The organism is Streptomyces sp. NPDC059169 (assembly GCF_042755225.1).
GTDB lineage: Bacteria > Actinomycetota > Actinomycetes > Streptomycetales > Streptomycetaceae > Streptomyces.
The window spans coordinates 72,393-99,363 of sequence record NZ_JBHZCF010000005.1 but is presented as its reverse complement, the minus strand read 5'-3'; the positions used below and the strand labels follow the sequence as shown (position 1 = coordinate 99,363).

General features: G+C 70.5%; 22 protein-coding genes and 1 pseudogene. 14 read left to right on the top strand and 9 right to left on the bottom strand.

All coding sequences use genetic code 11. The features are described from left to right. Nucleotides 1–6: 6 nt before the first annotated feature. Nucleotides 7–1,101 carry a DUF5925 domain-containing protein gene (locus ACFXOM_RS11125; RefSeq protein ID WP_384943138.1) on the top strand — a complete coding sequence of 365 codons (1,095 nt, stop codon included), beginning with the start codon at nt 7–9 and terminating at the stop codon, nt 1,099–1,101. A 136-nt stretch (nt 1,102–1,237) separates the two neighbouring features. Here the strand turns inward: ACFXOM_RS11125 and ACFXOM_RS11120 are convergent, their stop codons facing one another. After that, nucleotides 1,238–1,612, bottom strand: a complete 375-nt coding sequence (locus tag ACFXOM_RS11120; RefSeq protein WP_384943140.1) for a GntR family transcriptional regulator — start codon at nt 1,610–1,612, stop codon at nt 1,238–1,240. A 110-nt stretch (nt 1,613–1,722) separates the two neighbouring features. Between ACFXOM_RS11120 and ACFXOM_RS11115 the strand changes: the two genes are divergently transcribed. Then, nucleotides 1,723–2,643, top strand: a complete 921-nt coding sequence (locus ACFXOM_RS11115) for a GNAT family N-acetyltransferase (RefSeq protein WP_385037716.1) — start codon at nt 1,723–1,725, stop codon at nt 2,641–2,643. After that, nucleotides 2,624–3,151: a DUF402 domain-containing protein gene (locus ACFXOM_RS11110; RefSeq protein ID WP_384943904.1), complete on the top strand. Its 528-nt coding sequence runs from the start codon at nt 2,624–2,626 to the stop codon at nt 3,149–3,151. The genes ACFXOM_RS11115 and ACFXOM_RS11110 overlap by 20 nt, the downstream gene beginning before the upstream one ends. A 32-nt stretch (nt 3,152–3,183) precedes the next feature. Here ACFXOM_RS11110 and ACFXOM_RS11105 read toward each other — a convergent pair. The 5 genes and pseudogenes from ACFXOM_RS11105 to ACFXOM_RS11085 form a co-directional block, all read right to left on the bottom strand. Beyond that, a pseudogene (locus ACFXOM_RS11105) lies at nt 3,184–3,702 on the bottom strand (NUDIX domain-containing protein); the annotation flags it as partial. Nucleotides 3,703–3,825: 123 nt separating this feature from the next. Beyond that, a complete protein-coding gene (locus tag ACFXOM_RS11100; RefSeq protein ID WP_384943906.1) occupies nt 3,826–4,311 on the bottom strand; it encodes a GNAT family N-acetyltransferase in 486 nt (161 codons plus the stop codon). Nucleotides 4,312–4,320: 9 nt separating this feature from the next. Further along, nucleotides 4,321–4,893 carry a flavoprotein gene (locus tag ACFXOM_RS11095; protein WP_384943908.1) on the bottom strand — a complete coding sequence of 191 codons (573 nt, stop codon included), beginning with the start codon at nt 4,891–4,893 and terminating at the stop codon, nt 4,321–4,323. Between the two features lie 252 nt (nt 4,894–5,145). Further along, the gene (locus tag ACFXOM_RS11090) at nt 5,146–6,246 is read right to left on the bottom strand and encodes a sensor histidine kinase (protein WP_384940368.1); all 1,101 of its coding nucleotides are present in this window, start codon (nt 6,244–6,246) and stop codon (nt 5,146–5,148) included. After that, complete coding sequence (locus tag ACFXOM_RS11085; RefSeq protein WP_384940497.1) at nt 6,246–6,908, bottom strand: response regulator; 663 nt, start codon at nt 6,906–6,908, stop codon at nt 6,246–6,248. Before ACFXOM_RS11085 ends, ACFXOM_RS11090 begins: the two co-directional genes overlap by 1 nt. A 176-nt stretch (nt 6,909–7,084) precedes the next feature. Between ACFXOM_RS11085 and ACFXOM_RS11080 the strand changes: the two genes are divergently transcribed. The 6 genes from ACFXOM_RS11080 to ACFXOM_RS11055 all read left to right on the top strand — a co-directional run bounded on the left by ACFXOM_RS11080 (nt 7,085) and on the right by ACFXOM_RS11055 (nt 15,625). Further along, nucleotides 7,085–8,323 carry a DUF418 domain-containing protein gene (locus ACFXOM_RS11080; RefSeq protein WP_384940370.1) on the top strand — a complete coding sequence of 413 codons (1,239 nt, stop codon included), beginning with the start codon at nt 7,085–7,087 and terminating at the stop codon, nt 8,321–8,323. A 204-nt stretch (nt 8,324–8,527) separates the two neighbouring features. Continuing rightward, nucleotides 8,528–11,848 (top strand): Tn3 family transposase, encoded by a 3,321-nt coding sequence (locus tag ACFXOM_RS11075; protein ID WP_384940371.1) that lies wholly within the window; start codon nt 8,528–8,530, stop codon nt 11,846–11,848. Further along, complete coding sequence (locus ACFXOM_RS11070) at nt 11,745–12,299, top strand: tyrosine-type recombinase/integrase (protein WP_384940499.1); 555 nt, start codon at nt 11,745–11,747, stop codon at nt 12,297–12,299. The genes ACFXOM_RS11075 and ACFXOM_RS11070 overlap by 104 nt, the downstream gene beginning before the upstream one ends. Before the next feature lie 328 nt (nt 12,300–12,627). Next, nucleotides 12,628–14,649, top strand: a complete 2,022-nt coding sequence (locus ACFXOM_RS11065; protein ID WP_385037714.1) for a tyrosine-type recombinase/integrase — start codon at nt 12,628–12,630, stop codon at nt 14,647–14,649. 241 nt (nt 14,650–14,890) lie between these two features. Beyond that, on the top strand, nt 14,891–15,157 hold the full coding sequence (locus ACFXOM_RS11060) for a hypothetical protein (RefSeq protein ID WP_385037711.1): 267 nt from the start codon (nt 14,891–14,893) through the stop codon (nt 15,155–15,157). A gap of 84 nt (nt 15,158–15,241) precedes the next feature. Further along, the gene (locus ACFXOM_RS11055; RefSeq protein WP_384940376.1) at nt 15,242–15,625 is read left to right on the top strand and encodes a Tn3 family transposase; all 384 of its coding nucleotides are present in this window, start codon (nt 15,242–15,244) and stop codon (nt 15,623–15,625) included. A gap of 42 nt (nt 15,626–15,667) precedes the next feature. Here ACFXOM_RS11055 and ACFXOM_RS11050 read toward each other — a convergent pair whose 3' ends face one another. Further along, nucleotides 15,668–16,198 carry an anthrone oxygenase family protein gene (locus ACFXOM_RS11050; RefSeq protein ID WP_384940378.1) on the bottom strand — a complete coding sequence of 177 codons (531 nt, stop codon included), beginning with the start codon at nt 16,196–16,198 and terminating at the stop codon, nt 15,668–15,670. A 3-nt stretch (nt 16,199–16,201) separates the two neighbouring features. Then, nucleotides 16,202–16,864 (bottom strand): maleylpyruvate isomerase family mycothiol-dependent enzyme, encoded by a 663-nt coding sequence (locus ACFXOM_RS11045; protein ID WP_384940380.1) that lies wholly within the window; start codon nt 16,862–16,864, stop codon nt 16,202–16,204. 71 nt (nt 16,865–16,935) lie between these two features. Here ACFXOM_RS11045 and ACFXOM_RS11040 point away from each other — a divergent pair, with 71 nt between their 5' ends. The 3 genes from ACFXOM_RS11040 to ACFXOM_RS11030 all read left to right on the top strand — a co-directional run bounded on the left by ACFXOM_RS11040 (nt 16,936) and on the right by ACFXOM_RS11030 (nt 20,363). After that, entirely contained in the window at nt 16,936–17,853 is a 918-nt protein-coding gene (locus ACFXOM_RS11040; protein WP_384940382.1) for a LysR family transcriptional regulator, read from the top strand. A gap of 379 nt (nt 17,854–18,232) precedes the next feature. Further along, nucleotides 18,233–18,910, top strand: coding sequence for a recombinase family protein (locus ACFXOM_RS11035; RefSeq protein WP_384940384.1), 678 nt, complete (start codon nt 18,233–18,235; stop codon nt 18,908–18,910). Nucleotides 18,911–19,391: 481 nt separating this feature from the next. Next, a complete protein-coding gene (locus tag ACFXOM_RS11030; RefSeq protein WP_384943910.1) occupies nt 19,392–20,363 on the top strand; it encodes a lytic polysaccharide monooxygenase in 972 nt (323 codons plus the stop codon). A 48-nt stretch (nt 20,364–20,411) separates the two neighbouring features. On the opposite strand, the gene ACFXOM_RS11025 is transcribed toward ACFXOM_RS11030, so the two are convergent. Further along, nucleotides 20,412–21,272 (bottom strand): esterase/lipase family protein, encoded by an 861-nt coding sequence (locus tag ACFXOM_RS11025; protein WP_384940388.1) that lies wholly within the window; start codon nt 21,270–21,272, stop codon nt 20,412–20,414. Between the two features lie 954 nt (nt 21,273–22,226). Here ACFXOM_RS11025 and ACFXOM_RS11020 point away from each other — a divergent pair. Both ACFXOM_RS11020 and ACFXOM_RS11015 read left to right on the top strand, forming a co-directional pair. Next, complete coding sequence (locus tag ACFXOM_RS11020) at nt 22,227–25,679, top strand: DNA polymerase III subunit alpha (RefSeq protein WP_384940390.1); 3,453 nt, start codon at nt 22,227–22,229, stop codon at nt 25,677–25,679. Next, nucleotides 25,676–26,701 carry an ImpB/MucB/SamB family protein gene (locus ACFXOM_RS11015; protein ID WP_385037709.1) on the top strand — a complete coding sequence of 342 codons (1,026 nt, stop codon included), beginning with the start codon at nt 25,676–25,678 and terminating at the stop codon, nt 26,699–26,701. Before ACFXOM_RS11020 ends, ACFXOM_RS11015 begins: the two co-directional genes overlap by 4 nt. The last annotated feature ends 270 nt before the right edge of the window (nt 26,702–26,971 follow it).

Here is a 26,971-nt window from a genome sequence, read left to right as displayed (position 1 = left end):
GGCGCCATGACTGCCACCCCTGAAGACGCTCTGCCGATCAGGCTCAACGTCGACGACAGCGATTCACCGTCTGATGTCGTCGACGCACTGTTCCTCGGCCGCTTCGCGACGGGCGAGCAGCCGTACTCCCACAGTTCCACGATCGACCGCGTGAAAGCCGGGGCCACGTTGCTGCCGCCGGGCGCCCGGGTCCTGCGGATCGCACGCGACGACGACCGCAGCGCCACCCTCGCCGAGGGCGAGGGCTGGACGCTGCTCGTCTCCCGCTGGAACCGCGGCGCCGACGTCACGGTGACCGCCGTCAGCTCGGAACTCGCCGAGGGGGTCCACCGGCAGGTGACGGAAGGCGTCCAGGACGAGCCCGAGCCACAGCCGGACAACGTGACGATGGGCTTCTGGTACGTCTCGCCGCGCCGCGGCCCCCACCGCACCACACGCCAGATCAGCGCGGGCGCCTGGACCGAGGTCCGGCGCAACTACACGGCTCCCGTGGCCGACGCCATGGACCGGCTGATGAAGGTGACCCCCGACGACATCGCGGGGCGGCTGCTCCTGCTTCACGGCCCGCCGGGCACGGGCAAGACGACGGCCTTGCGGACGCTCGCCCGCTCCTGGCGGGACTGGTGCCAGGTCGACTGCGTCCTCGACCCGGAGCGGCTGTTCAACGACGTGGGTTATCTGATGGACATCGCGATCGGCGAGGACGAGGGAACGGCGAAGAGCCGCTGGCGGCTCCTGCTGCTGGAGGACTGCGACGAACTGATCCGCGGCGAAGCCCGGCACACCGCCGGCCAAGCGCTGTCCAGACTGCTGAACCTGACGGACGGTCTGCTGGGCCAGGGCAGGAACGTGCTCGTGGGCGTCACCACCAACGAAGACCTGGAGCGGCTCCATCCGGCGGTGGTACGGCCGGGGCGCTGTCTGGCCCGCATCGAGGTGGGCCCGCTGACCCGCCCGGAGGCGGTGTCCTGGCTGGGCACCGAGGACGGGGTCGGGCGCGACGGCGCGACCCTGGCGGAGCTCTACGCGCTCCAGCGCGGAACGACTCCCGCGAACGTGCCCGCCCAGCACGCCGGGCCGGACGCCGGGCTGTACCTGTAGTCCCGCACGTCGCTCCTCCGCCCCGCTCGCCGCGCGCCCGGAGCTGGTTCCCACAAGGTTCCGGCGGCGGCCCGAGGGGCAGCCGTCGGAACCGGACGGGCTCCACTCCCCCGTTCGCCCTGGCACGACCCGTGCGTCACGCCTCGTACGCCGCCCGCAGGGCGTCCTCCACCGTGGACCCGGCGTCCGCCCGCGACAGCCCGAGCCGACGCGCCTGTTCGGCGTAGGCCTGCGCGGCCGCCGCGGCCTGGCGCTCCGCCGCGTCACCGGCGGCTGCGACGAACGTGCCGTTGCGCCCCCGCGTCTCGATCACCCCGTCGCTCTCCAGGGCGCGGTAGGCCTTGGCGACGGTGTTCGCTGCGAGACCGAGGTCCTCCGCGAGTCCCCGCACGGTCGGCAGTTTGTAGCCGACGGGGAGTCCGCCCGAACGGGCTTGTGCCGAGATCTGGGAGCGGAGCTGCTCGTAGGGCGCGGAGGAAGAGTCCGCATCGATGATGATTTTCAGGGCCACGGCCTGATTGTCCCCCACTTCGCCGCCGCGGGCATGCGGTCCGGGAAGACCGGGCCACCCGGCGGAAGATGGGAGGCGGCACCCGTGGTGTGCCCGTAGCGTGGCGCTCCATGACCGTGATCGTCCGCGACTTCCGGGCGGCGGACGCCGAGGCGTCCGCCCGGGTGCAGCGCGCGGCCCTCCCGTTCCTGCCCGCCAACGCCGCGTCCGTGCTCTCCGAGACGGCCCGTGCGCACCCGGACGCACGGGCCCGGACGGTGGTCGCCGAGGAGGACGGTGACGTCATCGGCACGGCTCAGCTGGGCGTGGCCCACGACAGTCCGACGCCGGGCGTCGGCGACGCCCACGTCTACGTCCACCCCGAGCGCCGCGGGCGGGGTGCGGGATCGCCGGCTCTGCGCACTGCCGAGGAGTACCTCGCGGAGATCGGGGCGGCTCGCGTGTACACCTGGGTACAGGACGAACCGGCCCACCGTGCCTTCGCCGAGCGGTACGGCTACCGGCCGAGCCGCTCGGCGCACTTCCTGCGCCTCGATCTTTCGGGCGGTATGCTGCCGCCGCTCCAACGGCCGCCCGCCGGGGTGGAGATCGTCCCCGGCAGCGCCTTCTCCGATGACCCGCGGCCGCTGTTCGCGCTCGACGCGGAGGCGACCGCGGACGGACCAGGCGACGTCGAAGCGGAGCTCACGGACTACGACCGCTGGCTCGCCGAGACCTGGAATCACCCGCTGTTCAGCTGCGACCTGGCCTCGGTTGCCGTGGTGGACGACCGGCCCGTGGCGTTCAGCGCCGCCCGTACGGACGGTTCGACCCGCTACGGCACGGGCATGACGGGCACCGCCCGGGCCTTCCGCGGCCGTGGCCTGGCCAAGCTCGCCAAGAACGACTCCCTGCACCGCGCCCGTGCCGCCGGGTTCACCCGGGCAGTGACGGGCAACGACACCGGCAACGGAGCCATGTTGGCGATCGACCGCCAATTCGGCTACGAGATCTGCGCGACGGAGGTCCGGCATGTCCGCGCGCTCGGCTGAGACAACCGTCGAGGTGGTGCTGGTCAAGGCCGGCCGTACGAAGATCCGTTACGCGGCCGAGCTCCTCGCGGACGACGGTACCCGGATCACCGTCCGGGCGCCGTGGGCCAGTGAAGGCGTGCGGGACTTCGGCTTCGTCCGCTTCGAACCGGGCGACGTGTTCACGGAGCACTACTGGCGGAACACCCCTCCGGGCCGTCCGGACACACCGCCCGTGCCCTGGTGCTCCGTGAAGGAAGTACGTTCGGGCGACGGCACGTTGAAGGGCTGGTACTGCGACGTCACGCGCCCGGCCGTGTGCGACGGGGGCCGGCTCGTGGTCGAGGACCTCGATCTGGACCTGTGGGTGTCCGCGGACGGTGCGCGGATCCTTCGCCTGGACGAGGACGAGTTCGCCGAGAGCGGTCTCGCGGAGACCGATGCACAAGCGGCCCGATCGGCCGTACGCGCCCTGGACTCCCTCGAACTCCTCGCCCGGGAAGGTCGCTTGACGTCCTTGATCGACTGAGGAGCACGCGGCCCTGCACCGGGCGACGCGACTCACGGGCGCTCGGCGACGGGCAGGTGAACCGCCCGGTCGGGCAGGCGCGGATCATGCCCCACGGGATCACCCTCCTCGTGCCAGTGGACGACGAAACGCACGCCCGAGCGGTATGCCTCGAAGCCGGCACGACAGTAGGCGACCATGTCGTCCGGCAGTGCCGCGAGCGGGTACCAGCCGAGCTCGGAGCACTTGTGCGGCTCGCAGTTGCGGGGCTCGCCACCCGTCCCGTAGGCCGCCTCGAAGAACCAACCGGTCCTGGTCTCCCCGTCCGGCCCCCGGTGCTGCATCACGAGCGCGACGCGCAGGTCGTCCGGCGTCAGGGCCACGCCGATCTCCTCGTGGGCCTCGCGCACCATGGCCGTGCGCACGTCCTCGCCGCGCTCGAGGTGTCCGGAGGGCCCGTGCCACAGACCGTCCGCGTAGCCGGTGCCCGCCCTCCGGGCCAACAGGACCTCGTCTTCCCGGCGCAGGACGAGGTGGACGTCCACCACCTCGCCGTACCGGGTGGGCGCGGGGTCCCGCCGTCCCGGATCGGAGGAGGTGGCGCAGGGGGCGTCGCGATCGGGCGTCGTCATGACCCGATCGTGACACGCACCACTGACAACCCGTCCCGGGCGGGGGTGCGGCCCGGCAGGCCGTCAGGACAACCGTTTGCGGTAGTGGATGCGGTCGTACGGGCCGTCCATGCGCCGCTCGACGACGTCGTAGCCGTACCGGGCGTACATCTTCTGGTTCTCCCACATCATCGCGTTCGTCAGGAGCCGGACTTCCGGCAGCCCGAGTTCCCGCGCGTAGCACTCCACGAACGCCAGCAGCCGACGGCCCAGCCCGGTTCCCTGGGCGTCGGGGTGCACCGCGATCGAGTCCAGGTAGAGGTGGTCGGCTGCGGGGACGAGCACCAGCACGCCCACCACGGGATCGCCCGCGACGAACACCCGTCCGGCTGCGACGTTCGCCTCGTGGTCCGCCCGCATGGGGGCCGGCACGAGTCCGATCCGTTCGACGTAGTGGCGGAAGGCCGCGTCGGTCACGGCCTTCACCGCGGGTTCGTCGTGGGCCGTCGCGGGACGGGGGCGTTGCGGGGGGCCGTCCGCCGCAGGCGCGGACCCGGTGCCGTCGGTCATCACCGCACCCTACGGGGGCAGTTGGTCGGACGGCACCGCTGCCGTCCCGAGGTCCCGCTGCTCGATCAGGTCCAGTGCCTGCTCCCAGCGGAAACCGTCCATCTCGGCGTACGAGTCGGGGCTGTACGGCGCGCAGTCCCCGACGAGGACACCCATCGCCCGCAGCCGGTCCAGGCTCTGCGCGTACGCGGGGTGCGCGGCCTGCGCCACGCTCAGGCAGGGGAGCACGGCCGTGGGGATCCCGGTGCCGTACGCCTCGCAGAGGATGCCGAGCGCGAGGGTGTCCGAGATGCCCGATGCCCATTTGTTGATCGTGTTGAAGGTGGCCGGGGCGACGGCGACGGCGTCCGCGGGCGGCAGCGGGCGCGGCTCGCCCGGCAGGCGCCACGCGGAGCGGATCGGGTACCCGGTCTGCGCCTCGACGGCGGTCCGGTCGATGAACCCGAGTCCCTGGGGGGTGGCGACGACCCCGACGTCCCAGTTCCGCCCGTGCGCCGCGGTGATGAGCTTGCCGACGTTTCCGGCGATCCCGGCCGCGCAGACGACGACGTACAGAAACGGCTTGTCCGGTTGGTCACTCATGTATGAACTCCAGGTCGGCGACTGGCGTCGTGGGGCGTGACCGGACACGGCCGGCCGCCGCCCCGCCGACTGTAGACGCGGGGCCTCCCCCACCGCACGGCGCACCTCGCGGAGGCCCGCCGGGACGGGGCACGGAGAGGGTCCGCACCGCGGGAGCCGTGTGCGCCGGCGCGGCTCTCGGCGCCCACGGGACGACTCCCCCGTGCCCACTTCGTGTTCGAAGGGAAACTCGTCGGTCTGCGGGCCCGACCGTCAGGCGCCGCTGGCCGGGAGCTCCAGGCGGAGTTCGTAGCCGCCCTCGCCCGTCGGTCCCGAGCTGACCGTGCCACCGAGGAGTTCCGCCCGCTGACGCAGTCCGACCAGTCCGTAATGCGTGCTGGGCAGGCTGAGGGACGGTCGGGTCGGTGCCGTGTTGGTGACCGTGACGCGGACGGCGCCACCGGAGTTGTGGATCCGCACCGTCGCGCTGGCCCCGGGGGCGTGCTTGCGCACATTGGTCAGCGCTTCCTGGACGGTGCGGTAGATCGCGCGCTGGACGGTCGGCGGAAGCCCGGCGGGCAGGTCCGTCTGCAGTCTCGCCTCGATGCCGCTGTTGTCGACCAGCTTCTGGAGGTCGGCGAGGGAAGGCTGCGGGGTCAGCTCCGTGAGGCGGCCGCCGGAGGCACGCAGAACGCTGACCATGTGCCGTAGCTCGTCCAGGGTCTGGACGCTCAGCCGCCGGATCGTGGCCGCGGCCTCCTTGGTGTCGGCGTCCCGCGTACCGACCTGGAGGGCACCGGCCCGCACCGCGATCAGGCTGACCTGGTGGGACACCACGTCGTGCATCTCCCGGGCGAGCTGTGCGCGTTCCTTGGCCAGTACGGTCTGGGCGGTCAACAGCCGCTCGTGGTCCCGTGCCTCCGAGATCTCGGCGAGCCGCAGGGACAGGTCGCGCCGGGTCTGCACCAGCTGGCCGAGGAAGACGGCGGCGGCCGCCGTGGCTGCGCTGTAGCCCAACGACACGAAGAACGTGGGCTCCGACACGGCGAAGTGCAGCGACGGCCACAACGTCTGGTCACTGATCGTGAACGCCGCGGCGCACACCACCAGCAGGATGCGGCGGCGAGTGACCGACGAGAGCGTGTACAGCGCGGCCAACGCGGCGAAGATCGCGTCCGAGAGCACGACCGCGGGCAAGGTCAACAGGAACGTGAGCAGCGGCAGACGCCGGCGCAGTACCAGCGCGACCGCGGCGACCAGGGCGAAGACCAGGCGAAACGGCTCTTCGGTGCCGACGTGGAACCAGCCGTCGAGCAGCGCGGCTCCGACGAGGGCGGCGTCCAACAGGAGCGCGGGCAGTCGGCGCGGGACCATCACTCCTCCTCGTGCCGCGGCGGTTTGAGGAGTCCCGCCCGTTCGGCGAGCAGGGCGGCCTGCACCCGGCCGCCCACCTCCAACTTGGTCAGGATGGCGCTCACGTGGTCCTTGACCGTCCCCGTACCCAGGTGCATCCGGGTGGCGATGTCGGCGTTGGACAGCCCTTCGGCGATCAGCACGAGGACGGCTCGTTCCCGGTCCGTCAGCCGGGCGATGCTGTTGGCGGCCGGCTCGTGGGAGTCCGCTCCCAGATAGCCGGCCACGACCGTTCGGGTGACCTCCGACGAAAGGACGGTGCCGCCGCCCGCCAGGGACCGCACCAGGTACGGGAGCGCTTCCGGATCGGTGTCCTTGAGTAGGAATCCCGCGGCGCCCTGCCGCAGGGCGGTCGTCACGTACTCGTCCATGTCGAAGGTCGTGAGCATGGCCACGACCGGCGGTTCCGGCAGGCGGCGGAGACCGGCCAGGACGGTGAGCCCGTCCACGTCCGGCATCCGGATGTCCAGCAGCACGACGTCGGGACGCATCTCCTGTGCCGTCGGGAGCGCCTGGCCGCCGGGGACAGCGGCGACGACCTCGATGTCGTCCGCCGCGTCGAGGATGTGCTGGAAGCCCATGCGGATCAGGGCTTCGTCGTCGACCACCAGTACCCGGATCACGCGTGCTCCACTCGCCATCGGACCACTGTCCGATTCGTACCACGCCGTGCGGCGCCCGGCGGGTGCCCGACACCGGGTCCGGCCGGGCGGCGGGTCCGCGCCAGCCGGTCGGCGGGGTACGGGCCCGGACACCTGCCGGATGGTTGTATCGACAAGTTTCCCCGACCCTGGGAGATATGGCGCACGACACAGCGGCGGCGGCGCCGACCGGGGCGGTGCCCACGGCCGGGTCACGCCGCTGCGCGCTGTCCCTCACGGCGGTGCCGGGACGACTGATCGGCCTCGATCTGGCCAGGGGGGTCGCGATCCTCGGCATGTTCGCCGCCCACCTCGGCCCCGATCCTTCGGTGGGCGGACCGCTGGGCTGGCTGATGGAGGTGGCGCGAGGCCGGTCCTCCGCACTGTTCGCCCTCCTCGCCGGGTTCACCCTGGTGCTGCTCACCGGAAGACCCGAGCCGCGGACGGGGCGGGCGGGACGGCAGGCCGTCGGGCGGGTGCTCATCCGCGCTGCCGTCCTCATAGGACTGGGGTACGTCCTGGCGGCGCTGGACACCTCGGTGGACGTGATCCTGGCCGCCTACGGGATGATCTTCGTGTTGGCCCTGCCGCTGTACCGGTTGAGAGCGTCCGCGCTGGCCGCCGTCGCAGCGGCCGCGGCACTCGTCCTCCCCCAGGTTCTGTACCTCTTGCGGACTGCGGTCGACGGCGGGAGCTGGGCGGACACCGCCATCGCCGTCGACCCGCTGGCCCGGGTCACCGGCTCGGACGGGGTGCTCGAACTCTTCGTGACCGGCGCCTACCCCGTGCTGACCTGGTTGCCGTTCATCATCGCCGGGATGGCCGTGGCGAAGGTCGACCTGACCCGCCCCTGCGCACCCGTCGGGGTCGCCCTGTGCGGCGGCGCGCTGGCGGTGCTCGGCTACGGGGGCTCGTGGCTGGCACTGCACCTGGTCCCGGGAGCGCAGTCCGCCGTGAGCGCGGCCACGGACGGTGGGCAGGCCGCGTCCGCCTGGTGGTCCGACGCGGTCGGCGATCCGTCCTCCCCGACGCCCTCCTGGTTGCTCGTGGCCGCACCGCACAGTCAGACGACCTGGTCCGTCCTGGGCAACACCGGCGTCGCCCTGGTGGTGCTGGCCGTCTGTCTGGTCGCCACGGAGCGGTCGGCACGGCTGCGGTGGATCGCCGCGCCCGTCATCGCGGTCGGCTCGATGTCCCTGACCGCGTACGTGGCCCACATCCTCGCCATCAGCGCCTTCGATACCGACGACCTGCCTGCTTCCGCCGGGCTCCCGGTCTTCTTCGGCTTCTGCGCGGCGGCCGTGTTCCTCGCTCTCGCCTGGACCAGGTTCTTCCGGCGCGGACCGCTGGAGTACGCGATGCGCACGGTCACGGCCCCCGCCCGCCTGCTCCGGTGACTGCCCTGTCCGCTGCACGGACCGGCGCGAGGAGGTGCTCTGTGGGGCCCTGTGCTCGCATAGCTACGGCGAAGTGACAAGTAGCTCTCTGTAGCCGATCAGACGGTCTGTTGTCATAGGTTCGGGTGTTTTCGTCCTCGCCCTGGCGTGTCCGCACCACCCTGACCGATGTAACAGCGCTCTGTGGTGGGAGAGGGGCTTGGCGTGCGGCAGGAGTGGGAGCCGGAGGACCTGATCGAGGTCTGGACGCTGCTCGAAGACGACATGACGAGGCTGCGGAACAAGTCCGGGGCGAACCGGCTGGGCTTCGCGCTGCTGCTGAAGTTCTTCGAGGTGGAGGTCCGGTTCCCGGAGACCCCGGAGGAGGTTCCGCAGGCGGCGGTCGCGTATGTGGCTCAGCAGGTGAAGGTGTCGGCCGAGGAGTGGGCGGCCTACGACTGGGTCAGCCGGACGATCAAGCGGCACCGGATGGAGATTCGGGAGGGCTTCCGGTTCCGGGAGAACTCCGAGGATGACCAGGCGAAGCTGGCCGAGTGGCTGACGGCGGAGCTGTGCCCGGTGGAGCTGTCCCGCGAGCGCCTGGCCGAGGCGGTGGTGGCCCGGTGCCGCAACGACCGCATCGAGCCGCCGACCCCGGGGCAAGTGCGGCGGCTGGTGGGCAAGGCAGTCAAGGACTTCGAGACGCAGTTCTGCCGCCGGACCGTGGGCAGGCTGTCGCACATCACCCGCTCGCGGCTGGACGACCTGGTGACCGGCACCGAGCAGGAGGACGGGGCGAACGGCGATCAGGCGGCGGTGGGCGGCGGGCGGGTGTTCTTCGCCGAGTTGAAGGCCGACCCCGGGGCGCCGGGCCTGGAGAGCCTGCTCGCGGAGATCGACAAGCTGGGGCGGGTGCGGAGGCTGGGGCTGTCGGCGGACCTGTTCGCGGACGTGTCGGAGAAGCTGGTGGACTCCTGGCGGGCTCGGGCCTCGAAGGAGTATCCGGCAGACCTGCTGCCTCCCAGGATGAAGCAGGAGATGCGCTGGACGCTGCTGTCCGCGCTGTGCCACGTGCGGGAGTCCGAGATCACCGACTCGCTGGTGGACCTGTTCACCCAGCTGGTGCTGCGGATCAACACCCGGGCGGAGAAGAGGGTGGACAAGGAGTTCACCAGCGAGCTGAAGAAGGTCCGCGGCAAGGACGCGATGATGCTGCGGGTCGCGGAGGCCGCGCTGGCCGAGCCGTCCGGGATGGTTCGCCGGGTGATCTACCCCGTGGTGGGCGGGAAGCGCACGCTGAAGGCGCTGGCGGCCGAGGCGGCTGCAAACGAACGCAAGTACCAGGCCCGGGTGCGGACCGTGCTGCGGTCCTCGTACTCGGGGCACTGGCGGCGGATGCTCTCGCCGCTGCTGCGGGCGCTCACGCTGAAGTGCAACAACGACCACTACCGGCCGGTGATGGACGCGATCGACCTGCTGGAGCGGTACCTGGAACAGCCGCTGAAGGAGGGCGCGTTCTTCGACCCGGCGGAGACGATCCCGCTGGAGGACGTGGTGCCCGACCACTGGCGGGCGGCGGTGGTGGACGACAAGGGCCGGGTCGAGCGCATCCCGTACGAGCTGTGCGTGCTGGTCGCGCTGCGCGATGCCCTGCGCCGGCGGGAGATCTGGGTGGAGGGCGCGAACCGGTGGCGCAACCCGGACCTCGACCTGCCGCAGGACTTCGATGACAACCGCGACGTCCACTACGACGCGATCAGCCAGCCGCAGGACCCGGCGAAGTTCATCGAGGCCCTGAAGAAGAAACACCGCGAGGCGCTGGACCGCTTCGAGCAGGCTTTGGCGACAGACACCACCGGAGGGGTGTCGATCACCACGAAGCACGGAAACCCGTGGATCAAGGTGTCTCCCCTGGCCAAGCAGGAGGAGCCGGAGAACCTGGTGGCCGTCAAGGGTGAGATCGAGAGGCGCTGGGGGACGATCGACCTCCTGGACATGCTGAAGTACGCGGAGTTCGAAACCGACTTCACCAGCGAGTTCACTTCGGTGGCCACCCGCGAGACCACGTCCAAGGAGGTGCTGCGGCGCCGGCTGCTGCTGGTGCTGTTCGGGCTGGGCACCAACATGGGGATCAAGCGGGTCGCGGTGACCGGTAAGCACGGCGAGAGCGAGGCGACGCTGCGGCGGGTGCGGCACCTGTTCGTGAACCGGGCCAACATGCGCGCCGCGGTGGTGAAGCTGGTGAACGCCACCTTCGCCGCCCGCGACGAGATGTGGTGGGGCACCGGGACGGCGTGCGCCTCCGACAGCCGCAAGTTCGGCTCCTGGTCCTCGAACCTGATGACGGAGTGGCACCAGCGGTACCGCGGACCCGGCGTGATGATCTACTGGCACGTCGAGCGGAAGTCGGTGTGCATCTACTCCCAGCTGAAGTCCTGCTCGGCCTCCGAGGTCGCCTCGATGATCGAGGGCGTGCTGCGGCACTGCACCGACATGGAGGTCGACCGGCAGTACACCGACACCCACGGCGCGTCCATCGTCGGGTTCGCGTTCGCGCACATGCTCGACTTCAAGCTGATGCCACGGCTGAAGAACATCGGCAGGTCGCGGCTGTACCGGCCGGCAGCCGGTGAGGACGCGAACTGGCCCCACCTCGCCCCGGTGCTGTCCACCAAGACGATCGACTGGGAGCTGATCGCCCAGCAGTACGACCAGATCGTGAAGTACACCACCGCCCTGCGCCTGGGCACCGCCGAGGCCGAGCAGGTGCTGCGGCGCTTTACCAAGGGCGGCCCCAAGCACCCGACCTACCAGGCGATCGAGGAGCTGGGCCGGGTGGTGCGCACGGCGTTCATATCAGTTACGTGGAATCTGACCGCAGCGGAGATCATCTCCGTGCGGTACGACCACGGACTGAGGAGATGTGTTGGGCACGGTGGTGCTGGACGAGAAGTGGCCGGTGCTCGGCAGGCACGAGCAGGCGGCCGGGTGGTTGCAGGTGTGGAACGACCTGGGTCGGGCTCCCCGGACGATCGACGCCTACGCTCGGGGGCTGGCCGAGTACCTGGAGATGTGCGAGCGGGAGAATGTCGACCCACTGACCGCGAACCGGGCACACATCGCCGTCTATGTACGGGAGTTGACATCGCGGCCGAGTCGCCGGGGCGCGAATGTGGTCTCGATCGACTCGGGCTCGGGCCTGGCCAATGCCACGATTCAGCAGCGCCTGGTGCCGGTCCGGCTGTTCTACGACTTCCTCATGGAGGACGGGCAGCGCGACTCCAACCCGGTCGGCCGGGGCCGCTACACGCCCGGCCGCCAACGCGGCGGGCACGAGCACGGCCTCGTTCCGAGGCTCACGAAGCTGCCGTGGATACCCACCGAACAGCAGTGGATGGACGTCCTCGCGGTCGCCGCCGAGGAGCCGGTCCGCAACTGCGTGATGCTCGCTCTCGCCTACGACGCCGCACTGCGCCGCGAGGAGCTGTGCTCGCTGCGTACCGACGACCTCGACCCGGCTCACCGAACGCTGCGGGTGCGGGCTGAGACGACCAAGAACCGGCTGGAGCGCGTCGTCCCGTACTCCGCGCCGACCGGCGTCCTGCTGTCGGGCTACCTCGCACACCGGGCGACGATCAGCCGGGCCCGCGGACCGCTGTTCCTGTCGGAATCCCGGCGGAACCACGCCCAGCCGCTGAGCCTGTGGACCTGGTCGAAGGTGGTCCGCCGGATCGCGCTGGCCGCCGATGTCCCGCGGTTCTCCACGCACACCACGCGACACCTGTGCTTGACCGACCTGGCCCGGATGGGCTGGGAACTACACGCCATCGCCACCTTCGCCGGCCACCGGCACACCGACTCCACACTCACCTACATCCACCTGTCGGGCCGGGACCTGGCCGACAAGCTCAGCCGTGGCATGGAACAGATCCACGGCTGGCGGGTGCAGATGCTGGCCCGCCTCGGCGAGCAGGCGACCGGGACGGTCGCCCTGTGACCGCGGCGATATCGACGGCCGCTTCCGAGACGGCCACGGCCCCTTCCTGGCCTTGGCCCATTGACCTGGCCCGATACGACCGTCGACCCGAACTCACCGAACGCGAGCGTGCAGCACTGACCAGCCTGGGCTGGGAAGTCCGCCGACGCCGCGGCTATGCCCGGGACCGGGTCGAGTGGCGGGCGATCTCCCGTCTGCTCCGCCCGCTCGACGATGCACGAGCCGCGCTTCGGTGGTGCCCGGACACGCCCGCCCATCGCCGGGCCGTGACTGACGCCATCGGCCTCGTCCTGCGGCGCTGCCTGGAAGACGGCACGTCGTTCTGGGCGTGGTCGGCAGACGACTGGGTCCGCCTCATCGCCCCTGGCCACAAGGAGTTCGAGGCCGCCTGGCCGAGTGGATCGACGGCTCGGTCCGGCCCTACGTGGCCGCGTTCGCCTACCTGCTCGGCGACTTCACTGACTTCCACCGAATCGGCGGGTTCATCCGCCGCTCGCTTGCCTGGCGCGTCTTCGGCCAGGAGCCGGTCGAGGAGACGATCGCGCAGGTGGCTGCCACCCTCCAGGGCTGGGGTTACCACCCCTCGAACGGCGCCTTCGGCCAGTTCCGCACCGTGCTGGTCCAGATCATGCTGATCAACCGCAGCCCGCTCCTGCAGGACATGACCACCGACGCTTTGCAACGGGCCCGCGAGAGCCCTGCGCTCCCGTCCGGGGCCCGGCGCGGAAACCTCCACGGTGTCCACCGGGCGATCGCCGCCCTCGGACACGCCGGCCCACCGCCCAAGCCCATCCACGCCGTGATGCCCGATCTCGAAGGCGTTCCCGAGCCCTGGGCCGCGATGGTGGAGCGCTGGCACGACACCTCGACGCTCACACCGAAGGTCAGAGGCGGGTTCCGGTCCATCGTGGCCAAAGCAGGCCGGTGGCTGGCCGCCGAGCACCCCGAGATCGTCGAACCCGCCCAGTGGACCCGCGAGACCTGCGCGGCCTGGGTCGCGGCGCTGGACCGGATGACCGTCGGCGAGCACGTGCAGCGCCGGGCGGGACTCGACAAGCGCGGCGGCAAACCGCTGTCCCCTCGCACGAAGGCCGGCTACCTCACCGCGACCAGGACGTTCTTCAGGGACTGCCAGGAGTGGGAGTGGATTCCCCGCCGCTTCGACCCCGTTCGCGCGCTGGCCACGCCCAGGAGCGTCGCGGCGCTGATCGGCCCCAACCCCCGGGTGATCGCCGACGACATATGGGCGAAGCTGCTGTGGGCCGGGCTCAACGTCGATCCCGAGGACTTCCCGACCAACACCTACGGACTGTGCTACCCGATCGAACTCATCCGGGCCGTCACCCTGACCTGGCTGTTCGGCGGCCTGCGCAGCGACGAGATATCCCGCCTCCGCACGGGCTGCATCCGCTGGCAGCACAACGGCTTCCCCATCCCCGGCGATTCCGACGAGGTGCTGGCGCGTGACGCCGTCTGCCTGCTGGACGTCCCCACCCACAAGACCGGCACCTCCTTCACCAAGCCCATCGATCCCCTGCTGGGCAAGGCGATCGAGGCATGGCAGGAGCTCCGGCCGCAGCAGCCGAAGATGTTCGACCGCAAGACCAGCGAGCAGGTGGACTTCCTGTTCGCACACCGGGCCAAACGCCTCGCCAACACCTACATCAACACCGCGGTCATCCCCTCGCTCTGCCGCAAGGCCGGCGTCCCGACCGCCGATGTCCGGGGCAACATCACCAGCCACCGGGCCCGCTCCACGATCGCCAGCCAGCTCTACAACGCCAAGGAGCCGATGACGCTGTTCGAGCTGCAAGCCTGGCTCGGTCACCGGAGCCCGGAGGCTACTCAGCATTACGCCAAGATCACACCGAACACGCTGGCCAAGGCCTACAACGATGCCGGGTACTTCGAGCGCAACGTCCGGACAATCGAGGTCCTGGTCGACCGGGACGCGGTTACCTCCGGAGCGGCCGCGTCGGGTGAGCCGTGGCAGTACTACGACATGGGCCACGGCTACTGCACCTACACGTTCTTCGAGCAGTGTCAGCACCGGATGGCCTGCGCCCGGTGCGACTTCTACACGCCGAAGGCGTCGTCAAAGGGTCAGCTGCTGGAGGCCAAGGACAACCTTCAACGGATGCTGGCCAGCATCCCGCTCACCGACGACGAGCGCGCCGCAGTAGATGACGGCCAGGTCGCCCTCGACCAGCTGCTGGAACGGCTCGTCGACGTCCCCACCCCAACCGGCGCCACACCACGTGAGATCGGCATCCCGGCGACTGCGACACTTCTACCGATCATCAACGTCACTACCGGCAAGTCGCGAGAGGAGCCCGATGGAACCCGCTGAGGCCATGGACACCTGTCCGACCTGTGGTGAAAGGTTGGCCGGCCGCGCTCTGTCGCAGTCTTCACCTGCTCAGCATCCACGCCGACGCCGAGGACCCACCCGCGAGCTTCGGCGATGCCCGGCCTGCCGCCGACTCGCCACGCGAGATGCTGGGTCCTCACAGCCGTGGACGGATAGCGGGCTGGATCCCAGCATTGACTACCTGTTCGATTGGGAGCCTCGTCCGCTGCCGGAGCCGTGGGTGCTGCTGCCTGACGCACGGGCCAGAGAGATCCTCGAAGCCCAGCTCCGCCTGGAGGTCAGCGAAGGGCATCCGCTGTTCGGAAAGCCCGTCATCGCTTTCGCTCGTTGCAGTCGCTGCGACGAAGTCTTGTTCAGCGTCGAGGACGACCCTGCACGTTTCGTCCAGGTGCATCTCACATGGCGTCAGGGCCCTGAGACTCCGCCATGGCCCGCAACGGAAGAACTGTCGTTCCCGCTGGTAGACAGCCTCTCCGAGCACCACTGATCGGGCGGCAGCAGCGCGACCTACCCGGGCATCACTTGACAAAACAGATTCCACAGAATCTGCGACTACCTGGCCGACGCGGACATGCGGCAGGAGATCAACGAGGGCCTGCAGGTGGTCGAGAACTGGAACTCGGCCAACCAGGACCTGTTCTACGGCAAGGACGGCGACCTGACCGGCAAGGACAAGGAGAGCCAGGAGGTCAGCATGCTGGCCCTGCACCTGCTCCAGTCCGCCCTAGTCCACGTCAACACCCTGCTCGTGCAGCAGGTCCTGGCCGACCCCAAGTGGGCCGACCGGCTCACCGACGCCGACCGCAGGGGCCTGTCGCCGCTGTTCTGGACGCACGTGAACCCGTACGGCCGGTTCGAGCTCGACATGACCTCCCGCCTCGACCTCGGCCCGGCATCGGCGGCCACCGTGCCGGGGCAGCGGACCGCCGAACCGCAGCCGACCCCGGCGAGCTGATCCGTGGTCGGTGATCGATGTGATCGGGGACGGATCGCACCCTTATACGGGCGGGCCAGCCGTCGACGTACCAGCCGTCGAGACGACCATCGCGGGTTCAGTGATGCTCGGTCGCTCGCTTGCCTGCCGCAGGGCGGCATAGATCAGGATGGCGAACGCAGCTATGGCAGTGCAGGTACGGGCGTCGTTGAACAGTTCCCAGCGGCGCAGGATCTCTGCATGGTCGGCTGGCGGCGTGGTGGCGGCCCACTGTTTGATGCGTCCGTTGATCGGGACATTCCCGAACCGGGTGATCAGGAAGGACGTGACGGTCAGGAGCCCTGCCGTTGTTGCGAGGGCCCGGGCCCGGTCGCGTGTCAGGGCGGCCAGGGCGAGGGTGCTGAGAGCCGAGACCGCCATCGCCCCCTGCATGGTGATCCCGTTCATCTTCATCAGCTCGGTGTGGAAGTGGAGTCTCATGTCGATCGGCACGGCGTTGAAGGTCGGGACGAGGTTGGCGGCGCCGTAGCCGAAGGCTCCGGCGAGCAGACCAGTGGACAGCAGGGACATGCCCAGGAGGATCCGGGTGCGCATGGTTCATGCTTCCTTGGCGGGTCGGGTGAAACGGTTGCTCGGCTCTCCTCGGAGCCGGTCGTCTGGAAGTCTGCGACCATAGGCCAGCAGCAGGAGGTCCTGGGCGGGGCCGTACACCGGCGAGCCGGAGCCGTACGACCAGTCGAGGTCCTCGGCGCATAGCTGCACTCCGTCGAGGTCGGCGCCGAAGAACTTCAGGCTGCTGGGCCGGATCTCGTCGAGCAGGATGCGCAGCCGGTCCTCGGGGACGCGCCGGTCGAGGCCGAGAGTGACGGTGATGTCCAGCCCGTGCACCACGTCGTGGCCGAGCGCCGCCGCGAACCCGCCGACCGGTGGTGTCCAGGGGTGGTCGGCGTTGTCCCGCAGGAAGGCGGCGAGTGCGGTGGTGGAATGGGCGGCCGCATCCCTGCGCGCGACCCGGTCGGTCATGCGGTGAAGGTTCCCGCGCGCCTTGACCAACTCGCCGAGCGTCACGGGCAAAGAGAGCCGGAACCCCATCGACATATGCGCCGCGACCTCGCGAACCCGCCATCCCGCGCAGAGGCTCTGCTCGTTCCACTGGTCGGCTCGCAGCGTGTCGAGCAGGTCGGCCAGTTCTTGGCGTTCCGCCGCGATAGCGGCCCTGACCTCGGCCTTCTTCCCGTTGCGGGCTGTCGCGTTCTCCATGCGATCAAGCGTGCCGCCGACCGGTGTATATATCAAATAGATGGCTCTGCTGGCACCTAGAATCATTGGTTATGGAACTTCGTCAGCTGCGCTACTTCGCCTCCGTGGTCGAGGAAGGCGGTTTCACCCGCGCCGCAGCCCGGCTGCACCTGGCCCAGCCCGGCCTGAGCGCCCAGATCCGCCAGCTGGAGAAGGAGCTGGGGCAGCCGCTACTCGACCGCTCTGGCCGGTCGGTGACGTTGACCGAGGTGGGCCGGGCGGTCCTGCCGCATGCCCGCGCCGCACTGGCCGCTGCGGAGGCGGTGCAGCAGACGGTGGATGCGTACACAGGGCTGCTGCGCGGCCGGGTCACGCTCGGGCTGGTCTCCGGCGCCACCGGCCACGCCTTCGACATCGCCGCTTTACTCGCGGACTTCCACGACGCCCACCCCTCAGTCGAGTTGGCACTCACCGAGGACACCACCGAGCGGATGCAGGCCTCGCTTCTGGCCGGCGAGCTCGATATCGCCGTCCTCGGGCTGGTAGAAGAGGTGCCACCGCCCGGAGTGGCCTTCCAGACGGTGATCGACGTCCCGCTGGTTGCCGCTGTTGCGCCCGGCGTTCCGTTTCTCGACCGCATTGATGGCACGAGCGTCCCGCTTGTCGATCTCCGCGATAGGCCGCTGATCTGCCTGCCGCGGGGCACCGGGGTGCGCGCGGCGCTCGAACGCGGCTGTGCGCAGGCGGGATTCCGGCCCCGGGTTACCTTCGAGGCGGCAGCCCCGCACGTGCTCGCACGGCTCGCCGCGCGGGGCCTGGGCATTGCCGTGCTGCCCGCTGGAGAGGACGAATCACCCCTCGACGGACAGCTCCGAACCCTGCGGATCGTCCGGCCTGAGATGCGTGCCCGCATCGCGCTCGCCTGGCAGGCCACCGGCCCCTCAAGCCCCGCGGCCCGGGCACTCCTCGACCGCCTGCGCGAAGCCCTCCCGAAGCCGCCCGAGAACTAGGTTCTGCCTCTCTCCATGGTCATCGTCGTGTCCAGATGGGGATGGCGGCGAGGTGTAGTGACGGCCTGGTAGGCGAGGGCGAGTTTGTCGGTCCGCATGGCCAGGCCGCGCCAACACGGTGGGATCAGGCCTTGCCCACACGGGTGCGCCAACCTGATGCGTCAAACGCGTTGATCGACCACAGTTCGCTGCCCGGATGGATGACCTACTCGATTTCGGCACCGAGGCCCGAAGACAACCCACGATCTTCAAATAACCTTTGTTTGTTGAAGATCGCGGATCCAAGATCGAAAAGGCCCCCAGGGCCTTTCAAAAACTCCTTCAGAAACCCGAGCCGTTCAACAACCCCCGGCCACCGTTTTCTGACAGGATTCCGGGCGTGAGCACGCCATTTGAGGACGCACAGTTCGAACTCCTGGTCGCCGAACCGGCCGTGCGGACCGAGATCCGCATCGGCTACGCACGGGTGTCCACCGGCGGACAGAAGCTCGACCGCCAGCTCGACGCCCTCACCGAAGCCGGGTGCCGGCGCATCTTTGCCGACAAGAAGTCCGGCAAAGACGACCTGCGCCCGGAGTTGAAGGCCTGCCACGCCTTCCTGCGGCCCGGCGACACCCTGGTGGTCCCCGCGCTCGACCGCTACGGCCGCTCCCTCAAGGACCTGGTGAACATGGTCGGCGAACTGCGCGCCCGCGGAATCGGCTTCACCTCGCTGCACGAGCGCCTGGACACCACCACCGCCGGCGGTCGGCTCATCTTCCACGTCTTCGCCGCCCTGGCCGAGTTCATCCGCGAGCTGATCGTCTCCGGCACCCGCGAGGGCCTGGCCGCTGCGAGGGCCCGGGGCAACGTCGGCGGCCGGCCCGTCGTCGCCACCGCCGAGATCATCCAGGCCGCCCGCACGCTGCTGCACAATCCCGAGCAGTCCATCACCTCGATCGCCAAGCTCCTCGGGGTGAGCCCCGGCACCCTCTACAACCACATCCCCGACCTGCAGGAGCTGCGCGAGGCTGGACACGCCGCCATCCCCGCCCAGACCGAGGCGGGCGCCCGGTGATCTCTGGTCCCCACCGGCTCAAGGGTGGAGCCCCCCAGCTCGGCGATGGTCACAGAGAGCTACTTGTCACTTCGCCGTAGCTACCCGAGCGCAGGGCCTGTGGGAGCGCGACACCGGTCCGCCCACGAGCGGGAGGGCGGCGCCGGCGGAAGGGCGTGCTCGCGTACGGGAGACCCGCCAGGCGGGTCGGGGCCCTGAACCGCAGACGCCCACGGACGGTGCCGCACGAGACCCGTGGCCGGGCGCACACGCTCCGCGGCGTTCCTGAGCCCGCCCTTACCCGTCCCTTAAAGGGACCATAAGGATCGCCTCCACCCACCCCGAGCAGGCCGTTTCATCGTCCGGAAGGGCTAGCTTGCTGATCGCCGGCGCCGGTCCGGACGTCGGTGCGGTGGGTGATCCGGGGGTTGCGCCACCGGAACGGGCCCCGCTCTCCGGATCCCCCACCCCCGTGTACCACCGTGTGAAGGAGATCGTCCTCATGACCGCTCGCCGCAAGGCCGCCGCCGTCGCCGTACTCGGCTTCGGGCCGCTCGCGCTGACTGCGCTCGCCGCCCCGCCTGCCGCCGCGCACGGGTCGTTGACGGATCCGGTGAGCCGGGTGTCCGCCTGTTACGCCGAGGGGCCGGAGAGTCCGAAGTCCGCGGCGTGCAAGGCGGTCGTGGCGGCCGGCGGCACCCAGCCGTTGTACGACTGGAACGAGGTCAACATCGCCGACGCGGCCGGCAAGCACGAACAGCTCATCCCGAACGGCAAGCTCTGCAGCGCGGGTCGGGACAAGTACAAGGGGCTTGACCTGCCTCGTGCGGACTGGCCGGCGTCGAAGCTGACGGCGGGCCAGCACACCTTCCGCTACAAGGCGACCGCCCCGCACAAGGGCTCGTTCGAGCTGTACGTCACGAAGAACGGGTACGACCCGTCGAAGCCGCTGAAGTGGTCCGACCTCGAGGACGAGCCGTTCGCGAAGGTCACCGACCCGAAGCTGGTGAACGGGGAGTACGTCTTCGACGGCACCGTGCCCGGCAGGTCGGGCAGGCACCTGATCTACTCCATCTGGCAGCGGTCCGACTCCCCCGAGGCGTTCTACACCTGCTCGGACGTGGTCTTCGGGAAGGACAGCGGCGGTTCCGCCCCGGCGCCGACGGCCTCCGCGCCCTCGCAGGAGCAGATAGCCGACGGGGCGGGCAAGTCCACCGTCGACCACGGGGGGCACGGCGGCGACGACCACACCGCGCCCGGGGGATCCGCACCGGGCGTCCCGCGGACCAAGGCGACCGGGGACGCCGCGCGGTCGGCGGACGCCGACGCGCCCCGGACCAATGGGAGCGGTGAGGAGCTCGCCACGACGGGCGGTGACGCCAGCACCCCGTACGTCGCCGTCGGTGGTGCCGCCGTACTCGCCCTCGGTTCCGTGGTCACATTCGCGGCGGTCCGCCGCAAGACCACGCGCTGACGCACCGCAGGGGTGCCACCGCCTGTGGGCGGTGGCACCCCGTCGGCATCACTCGAAGACGGACGCGCAGGTCGTGCGCGAAGCGTGCGCCGGGTCAAGGGCGTTGACCACCTCGTGGAACGCGATGCGATCGAACAGGGCGATCGCCACGTGCTCCGAGAGGTCGAGGGGGCACAGGTCCTGGAGCGTCACGTTCCGGACGTTCGGTCCGGTGAGGAAGGCCGTGCGGTACGGGGTGGCCACCTCGTCGTACTTGGTGGCGAGCACGGTGTAGCTCACTCCGGGAACGGTCTCCCCGCCTTCATTGAGCTTGGTGATGAACGACGATCCCGCCATCTGGTCGGTGAGGGCGGGCGTCGACTGCTTCAGCAGGTCGATGGCACCCGGGAAGAACCGCGCGAGTTGGGTGAGGCCGCTCAGGGTGGTCCCGTGGTTGGGGGGCGCGAGGCCGATGAGGGCGTTCACCTTCGCCGCGCCACCGAGGTACTTGAGGTAGTAGCGAGGCATCATGCCGCCCTGCGAGTGGCCGACCAGGTCAACCTTCTTCGCACCGGTCGCGGCGAGCACGTCGTCGACGAACGCGTCCAGTTGCCCGGCCGATTTGTCGACGGGGCCGAGCCCGTGGAACAGCGGCACGTTCGGGAGCTGGCCGTAGTCCAGCGAGAAGACGCAGTAGCCGCGGTGTACCAGGTACGGGGCGAGGGCGAGCCAGTTGTCGATCGAGTTCCCGAGGGTCCCGTGCACCAGGACGACCGGACGCGGGTGGGCGGTGGACGGCTTGCAGGAGTAGTTGTTCCAGCCGCTGCTCGGTGCAGCGGCGGCGGTGGCGGTGGCTGCGGGGGTGAAGCAGAGCACCACCGCGAAGAACAGGGCGGTCAGCGGTCTGAGGACACGCTTCCAGGACAGCATCGTGCGATCTCCTTGCGGCTCAAGGGAAATGCGAGGCTGAGATGGGGATATGGGGATTTGCCCTGCGGCCCGGACCACAAGAGAGAGCTGTGCTGCCCTTCAAGCTACGCACGAGTAACCAGAACTGGGAAGTTACGCGTCAGTAAAAACTGAAACACCGTCAAGATCCGTCACTGTGTGGTTACTCACAGATACAACGTCCGCCCCATCGCCGCACTCCCGGACGTTCCGCCACACCCCCACACGAGCGACGCGTCCGTACGCACAACAGGCGAGGCAACCCCCATCGACACCGACGCGGAGTCAACTACCGCCGGACGACGCCCCATCGGGCGGTGAACGACGACCTGCGGCCGACCTCCCCCGGCGCGACCACCGACACCACCCCGCCCGGACGCCGAGGCACACGCCGGGACCCTCCGGGCAGAGAGGGGCGCCACACCCCTGTCGGCGCACCGCCCACAGCACCCGCCGAGCACTACAGCGCCCGCCCCTCGACGGCGCACGACCAAGCCCCCACCCCCTGCCGCCGCACCTCCGGACCGACCCCGGCACCGCCGGCCCGTATACGACACGCCCGGCGGCGACGGGGTCCGCCAGCAGCACCACCCGCACTGTCCAGACCACCCACCACCGGGACACCGCCCACCCTGCGACGCGGATCCCGACTGAACCCCGGGGGCAACCGCACGGCGCCCCGATCACACGACGCGGCCCCACGGCGCCACCCCGCCCCGACGGGGCGCCGCGCCCCCCACGCAACCACCCTCACCCGAGTCGGGTGGCCCACGGAGCACCGCTCCGTTTCAGCCACCGCCCACCTCGTCGATAAATCGCCAATACGTTCGAATACAAGTCGCTGACCGGGACCGATGAGGCTAGAGTAATCGAACGAGCGTACGATGAACATATCGGGTCTATGTCCGAAAAGGGGTGGAGTGATGGAGGTGCGACATGGCGGGCTTCGCCCATCTACACGTCGCGTCCGGTTACTCCGCCCGCTACGGCGCCGCCCACCCCGAGCACCTCGTCCAGCGGGCGGCCGAGCGGGGCATGACGACGCTCGCGCTCACCGACCGCGACACCGTCACCGGGGTCGTTCGGTTCGCGCAGGCGTGCGCCGACGCCGGCGTACGGCCGATCTTCGGAGTCGACCTGGCGGTGGAGCCTCTCGCACCCCCGCCGCCCGCCCGGCGGCGGCGCACCCCGGCGCGCGGTGGCGCACACGTGGTCGAGCCGCCGCTGCGGTTCGTGCTGCTCGCACAGGACCGGAGGGGCTGGGCCCGCCTGTGCCGCATCACGTCGGCCGCCCACGCCGGCGCCGCGCCCGGTACGGCACCGGTGGTGCCGTGGGAGGCACTGCGCGAGCACGGCGGCCCCGGTCTGACCGTGCTGCTCGGACCGCTCTCCGAGCCGGTGCGGGCCCTGTCGGCCGGCCGGGAGGACATCGCGAGGAAACTGTTGGCGCCGTGGCGGGAGGTCTTCGGCAAGGGGGTCAGGCTGGAAGCCGTCACGCACAAACGTTTCGGCAACGATCCCGGATCGCTCCGCCTGGCCGCCCGCACCCTCGCCCTGGCCGACCTGACCCGTACCACCGCCGTGCTCTCCAATGCCGTCCGCTACGCCGACCCCGACCAGCACCGGCTCGCCGACGTCCTGGACGCAGCCCGGCTGCTGCGACCGATCGACCGGCACGGCCTGGACAGCGGGCAGCGCTGGCTCAAGGACGAGAGGGCGATGACGGTCGTCGCACGGATGGTCGCCGAATGCGCCGGAACGGATGCCAGACGGGCGCACCACCTGATGGCGGACACCACCGCCACGGCGGCCGCGTGCGTCGTCGCCCCCGGAGCGGACCTCGGGCTCGGCACGCCGCACTTCCCGGAACCGGCGCTCTTCGGTGCCGGTCCCGGAGCGGGAGGGGCCGCACGACTGTTGCGTCGGCAGTGCGAGACAGGAATGGCCCGGCAGGGCCTCGACCGGGACCGGGCGGCACTCGACCGGCTGGACGAAGAGCTCAAGGTGATCTCCACGCTGGACTACGACTCGTACTTCCTCGCCGTCGGCCACGTCGTGGCCGACATCCGGGCCAAGGGCATCAGGGTCGCGGCCCGCGGCTCGGGCGCCGGGTCGATGGTCTGCCACGCACTGGGCATCGCCACGGCCAACCCGCTCGACCACCGCCTGCTGTTCGAACGCTTCCTGAGCGTGCGCAGGGCTTCGCTGCCCGACATCGACATCGACGTGGAATCCGCCCGACGGCTGGAGTGCTACGACGCGATCTTCGAGCGGTTCGGCAAGGAACGCGTCGCGGTCACCGCGATGCCCGAGACCTACCGGGCCCGTCGTGCCCTGCGGGACACCGGACTCGCCCTCGGCATCGCGCCCGCGGACGTCGACCGGATCGCCAAGAGCTTCCCCCACCTGCGGGCCTCGGACATCACCGGCGCGCTCGCCGAGCTGCCCGAGCTGCGGCAGCTGGCGTCCGAGGCCCACCGGTACGGGCCGCTGTGGAAGCTCGCCGAGGGCCTCGACTCCCTGGTGCACGGCATGGCCATGCACCCCTGCGGGGTGGTCATCAGCGACGCCACCCTCCTCGACCGACTGCCGGTGCAACCCACGCCCCAGGGCGACTACCCCATGGCCATGGCCGCGAAGGAGGAGATCGAAGCGCTGGGCAACATCAAGCTCGACGTCCTGGGTGTCCGGATGCAGTCCGCGATGGCCCATGCCGTCGCCGAGATCGAACGGACGACCGGTGACCACATCGATCTGGACAACCCACGACAGGTGCCGCTCGACGACGTCTTCGCGTTCAAGCTCATCCAGGAGAGCCAAACCCTGGGCCTGTTCCAACTGGAGTCGCCCGGCCAGCAGGACCTCCTGTCCCGGCTACAGCCGCGCGATGTACAGGACGTCATCGCGGACATCAGCCTCTTCCGTCCCGGTCCGGTCGCCGGCGGTATGCCCGAGCGCTACATCGCCGCCCGGCACGGCGGCGCACCGTCGTACGCCCACCCCGACCTCGAACCGGTGCTCGCCGACACCTACGGCGTGACCATCTGGCACGAGCAGATCATCGAGACGCTGTCGGTCATGACCGGCTGCGACTACGCGCTGGCCGAGATCGCCCGGCGTGCACTCGGCGACAGGGACCGGCTGCCCAGGATCAAGGACTGGTTCGACCGCCAGGCGCGCGCCCGCGGATACGAGGCGCAGGTCCGGGCCGAGGTCTGGAGGACCGTCGAGGCCTTCGGCGCGTACGGCTTCTGCCGGGCCCACGCGGTCGCGTTCGCCGTACCCGCTCTGCAGAGCGCCTGGCTCAAGGCCCACTACCCGGCGTTCCTACTGGCCGGTCTGCTCGAACACGACCCCGGCATGTGGCCCAAGCGGGTCCTGGTCTCCGACGCCCGGCGCCGCGGTGTGCCGGTCCTGCCCGTCGACGTCAACCGCTCCCAGGTGAAGCACACCGCGGAGAAGACCGACGGGGACCAGTGGGGCGTGCGCCTCGCCCTCTCCGCGGTGCACGGCATCGGCGAGGACGAGTGCACACGGATCGAGGAGGGCCAGCCGTACGGATCGCTGTCGGACTTCTGGCAGCGGGCCCGTCCCAGCAGGCCGATCGCCGAACGCCTCGCCGAGATCGGCGCCCTCAACTGCCTCCACGACGGACGGCTCACCCGGCGTGATCTCCTGCTCCAGGTCGCCGAGCTGCACCGGCAGTCCCGGACCCGGTCCGCGGGCAGGGGTCAACTTCCCCTCGACGCAGGTGCCGTCGGCGGGGCGGAGCCGAGCGGCCTGCCGGAGATGACCGGACGCGAGGCCCTGAGCGCCGAACTGAGCACCCTCGGCATCGACGTCTCCAAGCACCTGATGGAGCACCACCACCGGCTGCTGCGGGAGATCGGCGCGACCGACGCGGCACACCTGGCCGGCATGCAGACCGGCCGGCAGGTCCTCGTCGCCGGTGTACGGGCATCGACCCAGACCCCACCGATCGCCAGCGGCAAGCGCATCATCTTCGTCACCCTGGAGGACGGCTCCGGCCTGGTCGACCTGGCCTTCTTCGAGGACTCCCACCCGGCCTGCGCACACACCGTCTTCCACAGCGGGCTGCTGCTGGTGCGCGGCACGGTCCAGGTGCGCGGCACCCGCCGCACCGTCGTCGGCACCATGGCCTGGGACCTGGACGAGATCGCCGCCGCCCGCCGCGACAACGGTCCCGAGGCCGCACTCGCCCTCCTCGGCGGGAGCCGTCCGCACCCGACCCCCGCGCAGCCGCAGCGCACCCTGGTCGACGGCACCACCGGCGCCCGACTCCACCCGTACGCCGACCTCCAGCCCGCCGGCACCCGTTCGGCCGACCTGAAGAAGTTCGGCCACCGCAGCCCTGGGAGCGCGGGATGACGGTGAAGACGACCACGCGCCGACGGCACATGGCCCATCTCTACCTGCACGCCGCCCTTTCCGAGGACCAGTACGACGATGTGATCGAACTGATGCATGGAATCACCCCGCACGTCCAAGCAGTCCCCCCCGACGCCGTTCAACTGGACCTGACGTCGGCGCTCCGGTACTTCGGCTTGTCCCCCTACGACATGGTCCAGCTGGCGAAGATCCGGCTGAAGGCCCTCTACGGCATCGACAGCAGCGCCGGGCTCGCGGGCAACCGCATGCTGGCAGCCATGGCCGCCGACGCGTCCGCGCCGGGAGAGACCACGTGGGTCCCCGCCGAGCAGGCAGCCGCATGGCTCCACCCCCGCCCGGTCACCGCGCTCCCCGGTGTCGGCCGCACCACGGCGTCGGCGCTCGGCCGATACGGCCTGCACACGATCGGCCAGGTCGTCGACGTGCCGCCGGCCACCCTGCAGCGCCTCCTCGGTGCCGGCCAGGCCCGGCTGCTGACCGAACGCGCCCGCGGACACGACCCCCGCCCGGTCACCCCCACGGAACCGGCGGCGTACCTGACCGCCGATCTCGCGCTCGACCGGGACTGCCTCGACCCGGCCCTGCACCACCGATCCGTCCTGGGGCTCGCCGACCGCATCGGTCAGCGCCTGCGCGGTGACCGCCGGGTCGCCGGCCGCATCACCCTCACCGTGCGGTACGCCGACCGCAGCACCACCACGCGCATGCGCACGTTGCCGGAACCCACCGACCACTCACCGGCCCTCGCCGCCACCGCTCTGGACCTACTGGCCTCCCTCGGGCTGCAGCGAGCGAGGGTCCGTGCCTTCACGATCCGCGCCGACGCCCTGCTACCGGCGAGCGGCGCCTACCGCCAGCTCTCCCTGGACCCCCGCGACGCCCGTGCCCGAGCCGCCGAAGCCGCCGCGGACGGGGCCCGCAGGCGCTTCGGGGCCCAGGCCGTACGGCCGGCCGGCGGCGTGGGCCCGGGTGCACGGATGACACCGCGTGCCGGGAGGTGACGCCCAGCTCCCCTGAACGGCCCGTTCCCCGGAGCAGGTCGGGGCGGCCCGGTCCCGTTCGAGGGCTCGAGAGCCGGCCCCCCGCACCTCCGGTCCGGCAACCGCACTGCTGCGACGGGCCTGCCGACACTCCTGCCGCGTGCGTACCGCGCCACCATGCCGAGCCGCCGCCCCACGGCACCGGCCCCCTCCGGCCACCGCCCGCGCCTCCGCCCGCTCCGTGCCGCGCAGCCGGGATCGCGTGCGGTGTCCTGACGGCTGTGTCGCGGC

Excerpts from the sequence above, each read along its gene's own strand:
- ACFXOM_RS11125 (WP_384943138.1), top strand. The coding sequence starts at position 7 with ATGACTGCCACCCCTGAAGACGCTCTGCCGATCAGGCTCAACGTCGAC.
- ACFXOM_RS11115 (WP_385037716.1), top strand. The coding sequence starts at position 1,723 with ATGACCGTGATCGTCCGCGACTTCCGGGCGGCGGACGCCGAGGCGTCC.
- ACFXOM_RS11110 (WP_384943904.1), top strand. The coding sequence starts at position 2,624 with ATGTCCGCGCGCTCGGCTGAGACAACCGTCGAGGTGGTGCTGGTCAAG.
- ACFXOM_RS11100 (WP_384943906.1), bottom strand. The coding sequence starts at position 4,311 with ATGACCGACGGCACCGGGTCCGCGCCTGCGGCGGACGGCCCCCCGCAA.
- ACFXOM_RS11095 (WP_384943908.1), bottom strand. The coding sequence starts at position 4,893 with ATGAGTGACCAACCGGACAAGCCGTTTCTGTACGTCGTCGTCTGCGCG.
- ACFXOM_RS11090 (WP_384940368.1), bottom strand. The coding sequence starts at position 6,246 with ATGGTCCCGCGCCGACTGCCCGCGCTCCTGTTGGACGCCGCCCTCGTC.
- ACFXOM_RS11080 (WP_384940370.1), top strand. The coding sequence starts at position 7,085 with ATGGCGCACGACACAGCGGCGGCGGCGCCGACCGGGGCGGTGCCCACG.
- ACFXOM_RS11070 (WP_384940499.1), top strand. The coding sequence starts at position 11,745 with ATGCTCGCTCTCGCCTACGACGCCGCACTGCGCCGCGAGGAGCTGTGC.
- ACFXOM_RS11055 (WP_384940376.1), top strand. The coding sequence starts at position 15,242 with ATGCGGCAGGAGATCAACGAGGGCCTGCAGGTGGTCGAGAACTGGAAC.
- ACFXOM_RS11050 (WP_384940378.1), bottom strand. The coding sequence starts at position 16,198 with ATGCGCACCCGGATCCTCCTGGGCATGTCCCTGCTGTCCACTGGTCTG.
- ACFXOM_RS11045 (WP_384940380.1), bottom strand. The coding sequence starts at position 16,864 with ATGGAGAACGCGACAGCCCGCAACGGGAAGAAGGCCGAGGTCAGGGCC.
- ACFXOM_RS11040 (WP_384940382.1), top strand. The coding sequence starts at position 16,936 with ATGGAACTTCGTCAGCTGCGCTACTTCGCCTCCGTGGTCGAGGAAGGC.
- ACFXOM_RS11030 (WP_384943910.1), top strand. The coding sequence starts at position 19,392 with ATGACCGCTCGCCGCAAGGCCGCCGCCGTCGCCGTACTCGGCTTCGGG.
- ACFXOM_RS11025 (WP_384940388.1), bottom strand. The coding sequence starts at position 21,272 with ATGCTGTCCTGGAAGCGTGTCCTCAGACCGCTGACCGCCCTGTTCTTC.
- ACFXOM_RS11020 (WP_384940390.1), top strand. The coding sequence starts at position 22,227 with ATGGCGGGCTTCGCCCATCTACACGTCGCGTCCGGTTACTCCGCCCGC.
- ACFXOM_RS11015 (WP_385037709.1), top strand. The coding sequence starts at position 25,676 with ATGACGGTGAAGACGACCACGCGCCGACGGCACATGGCCCATCTCTAC.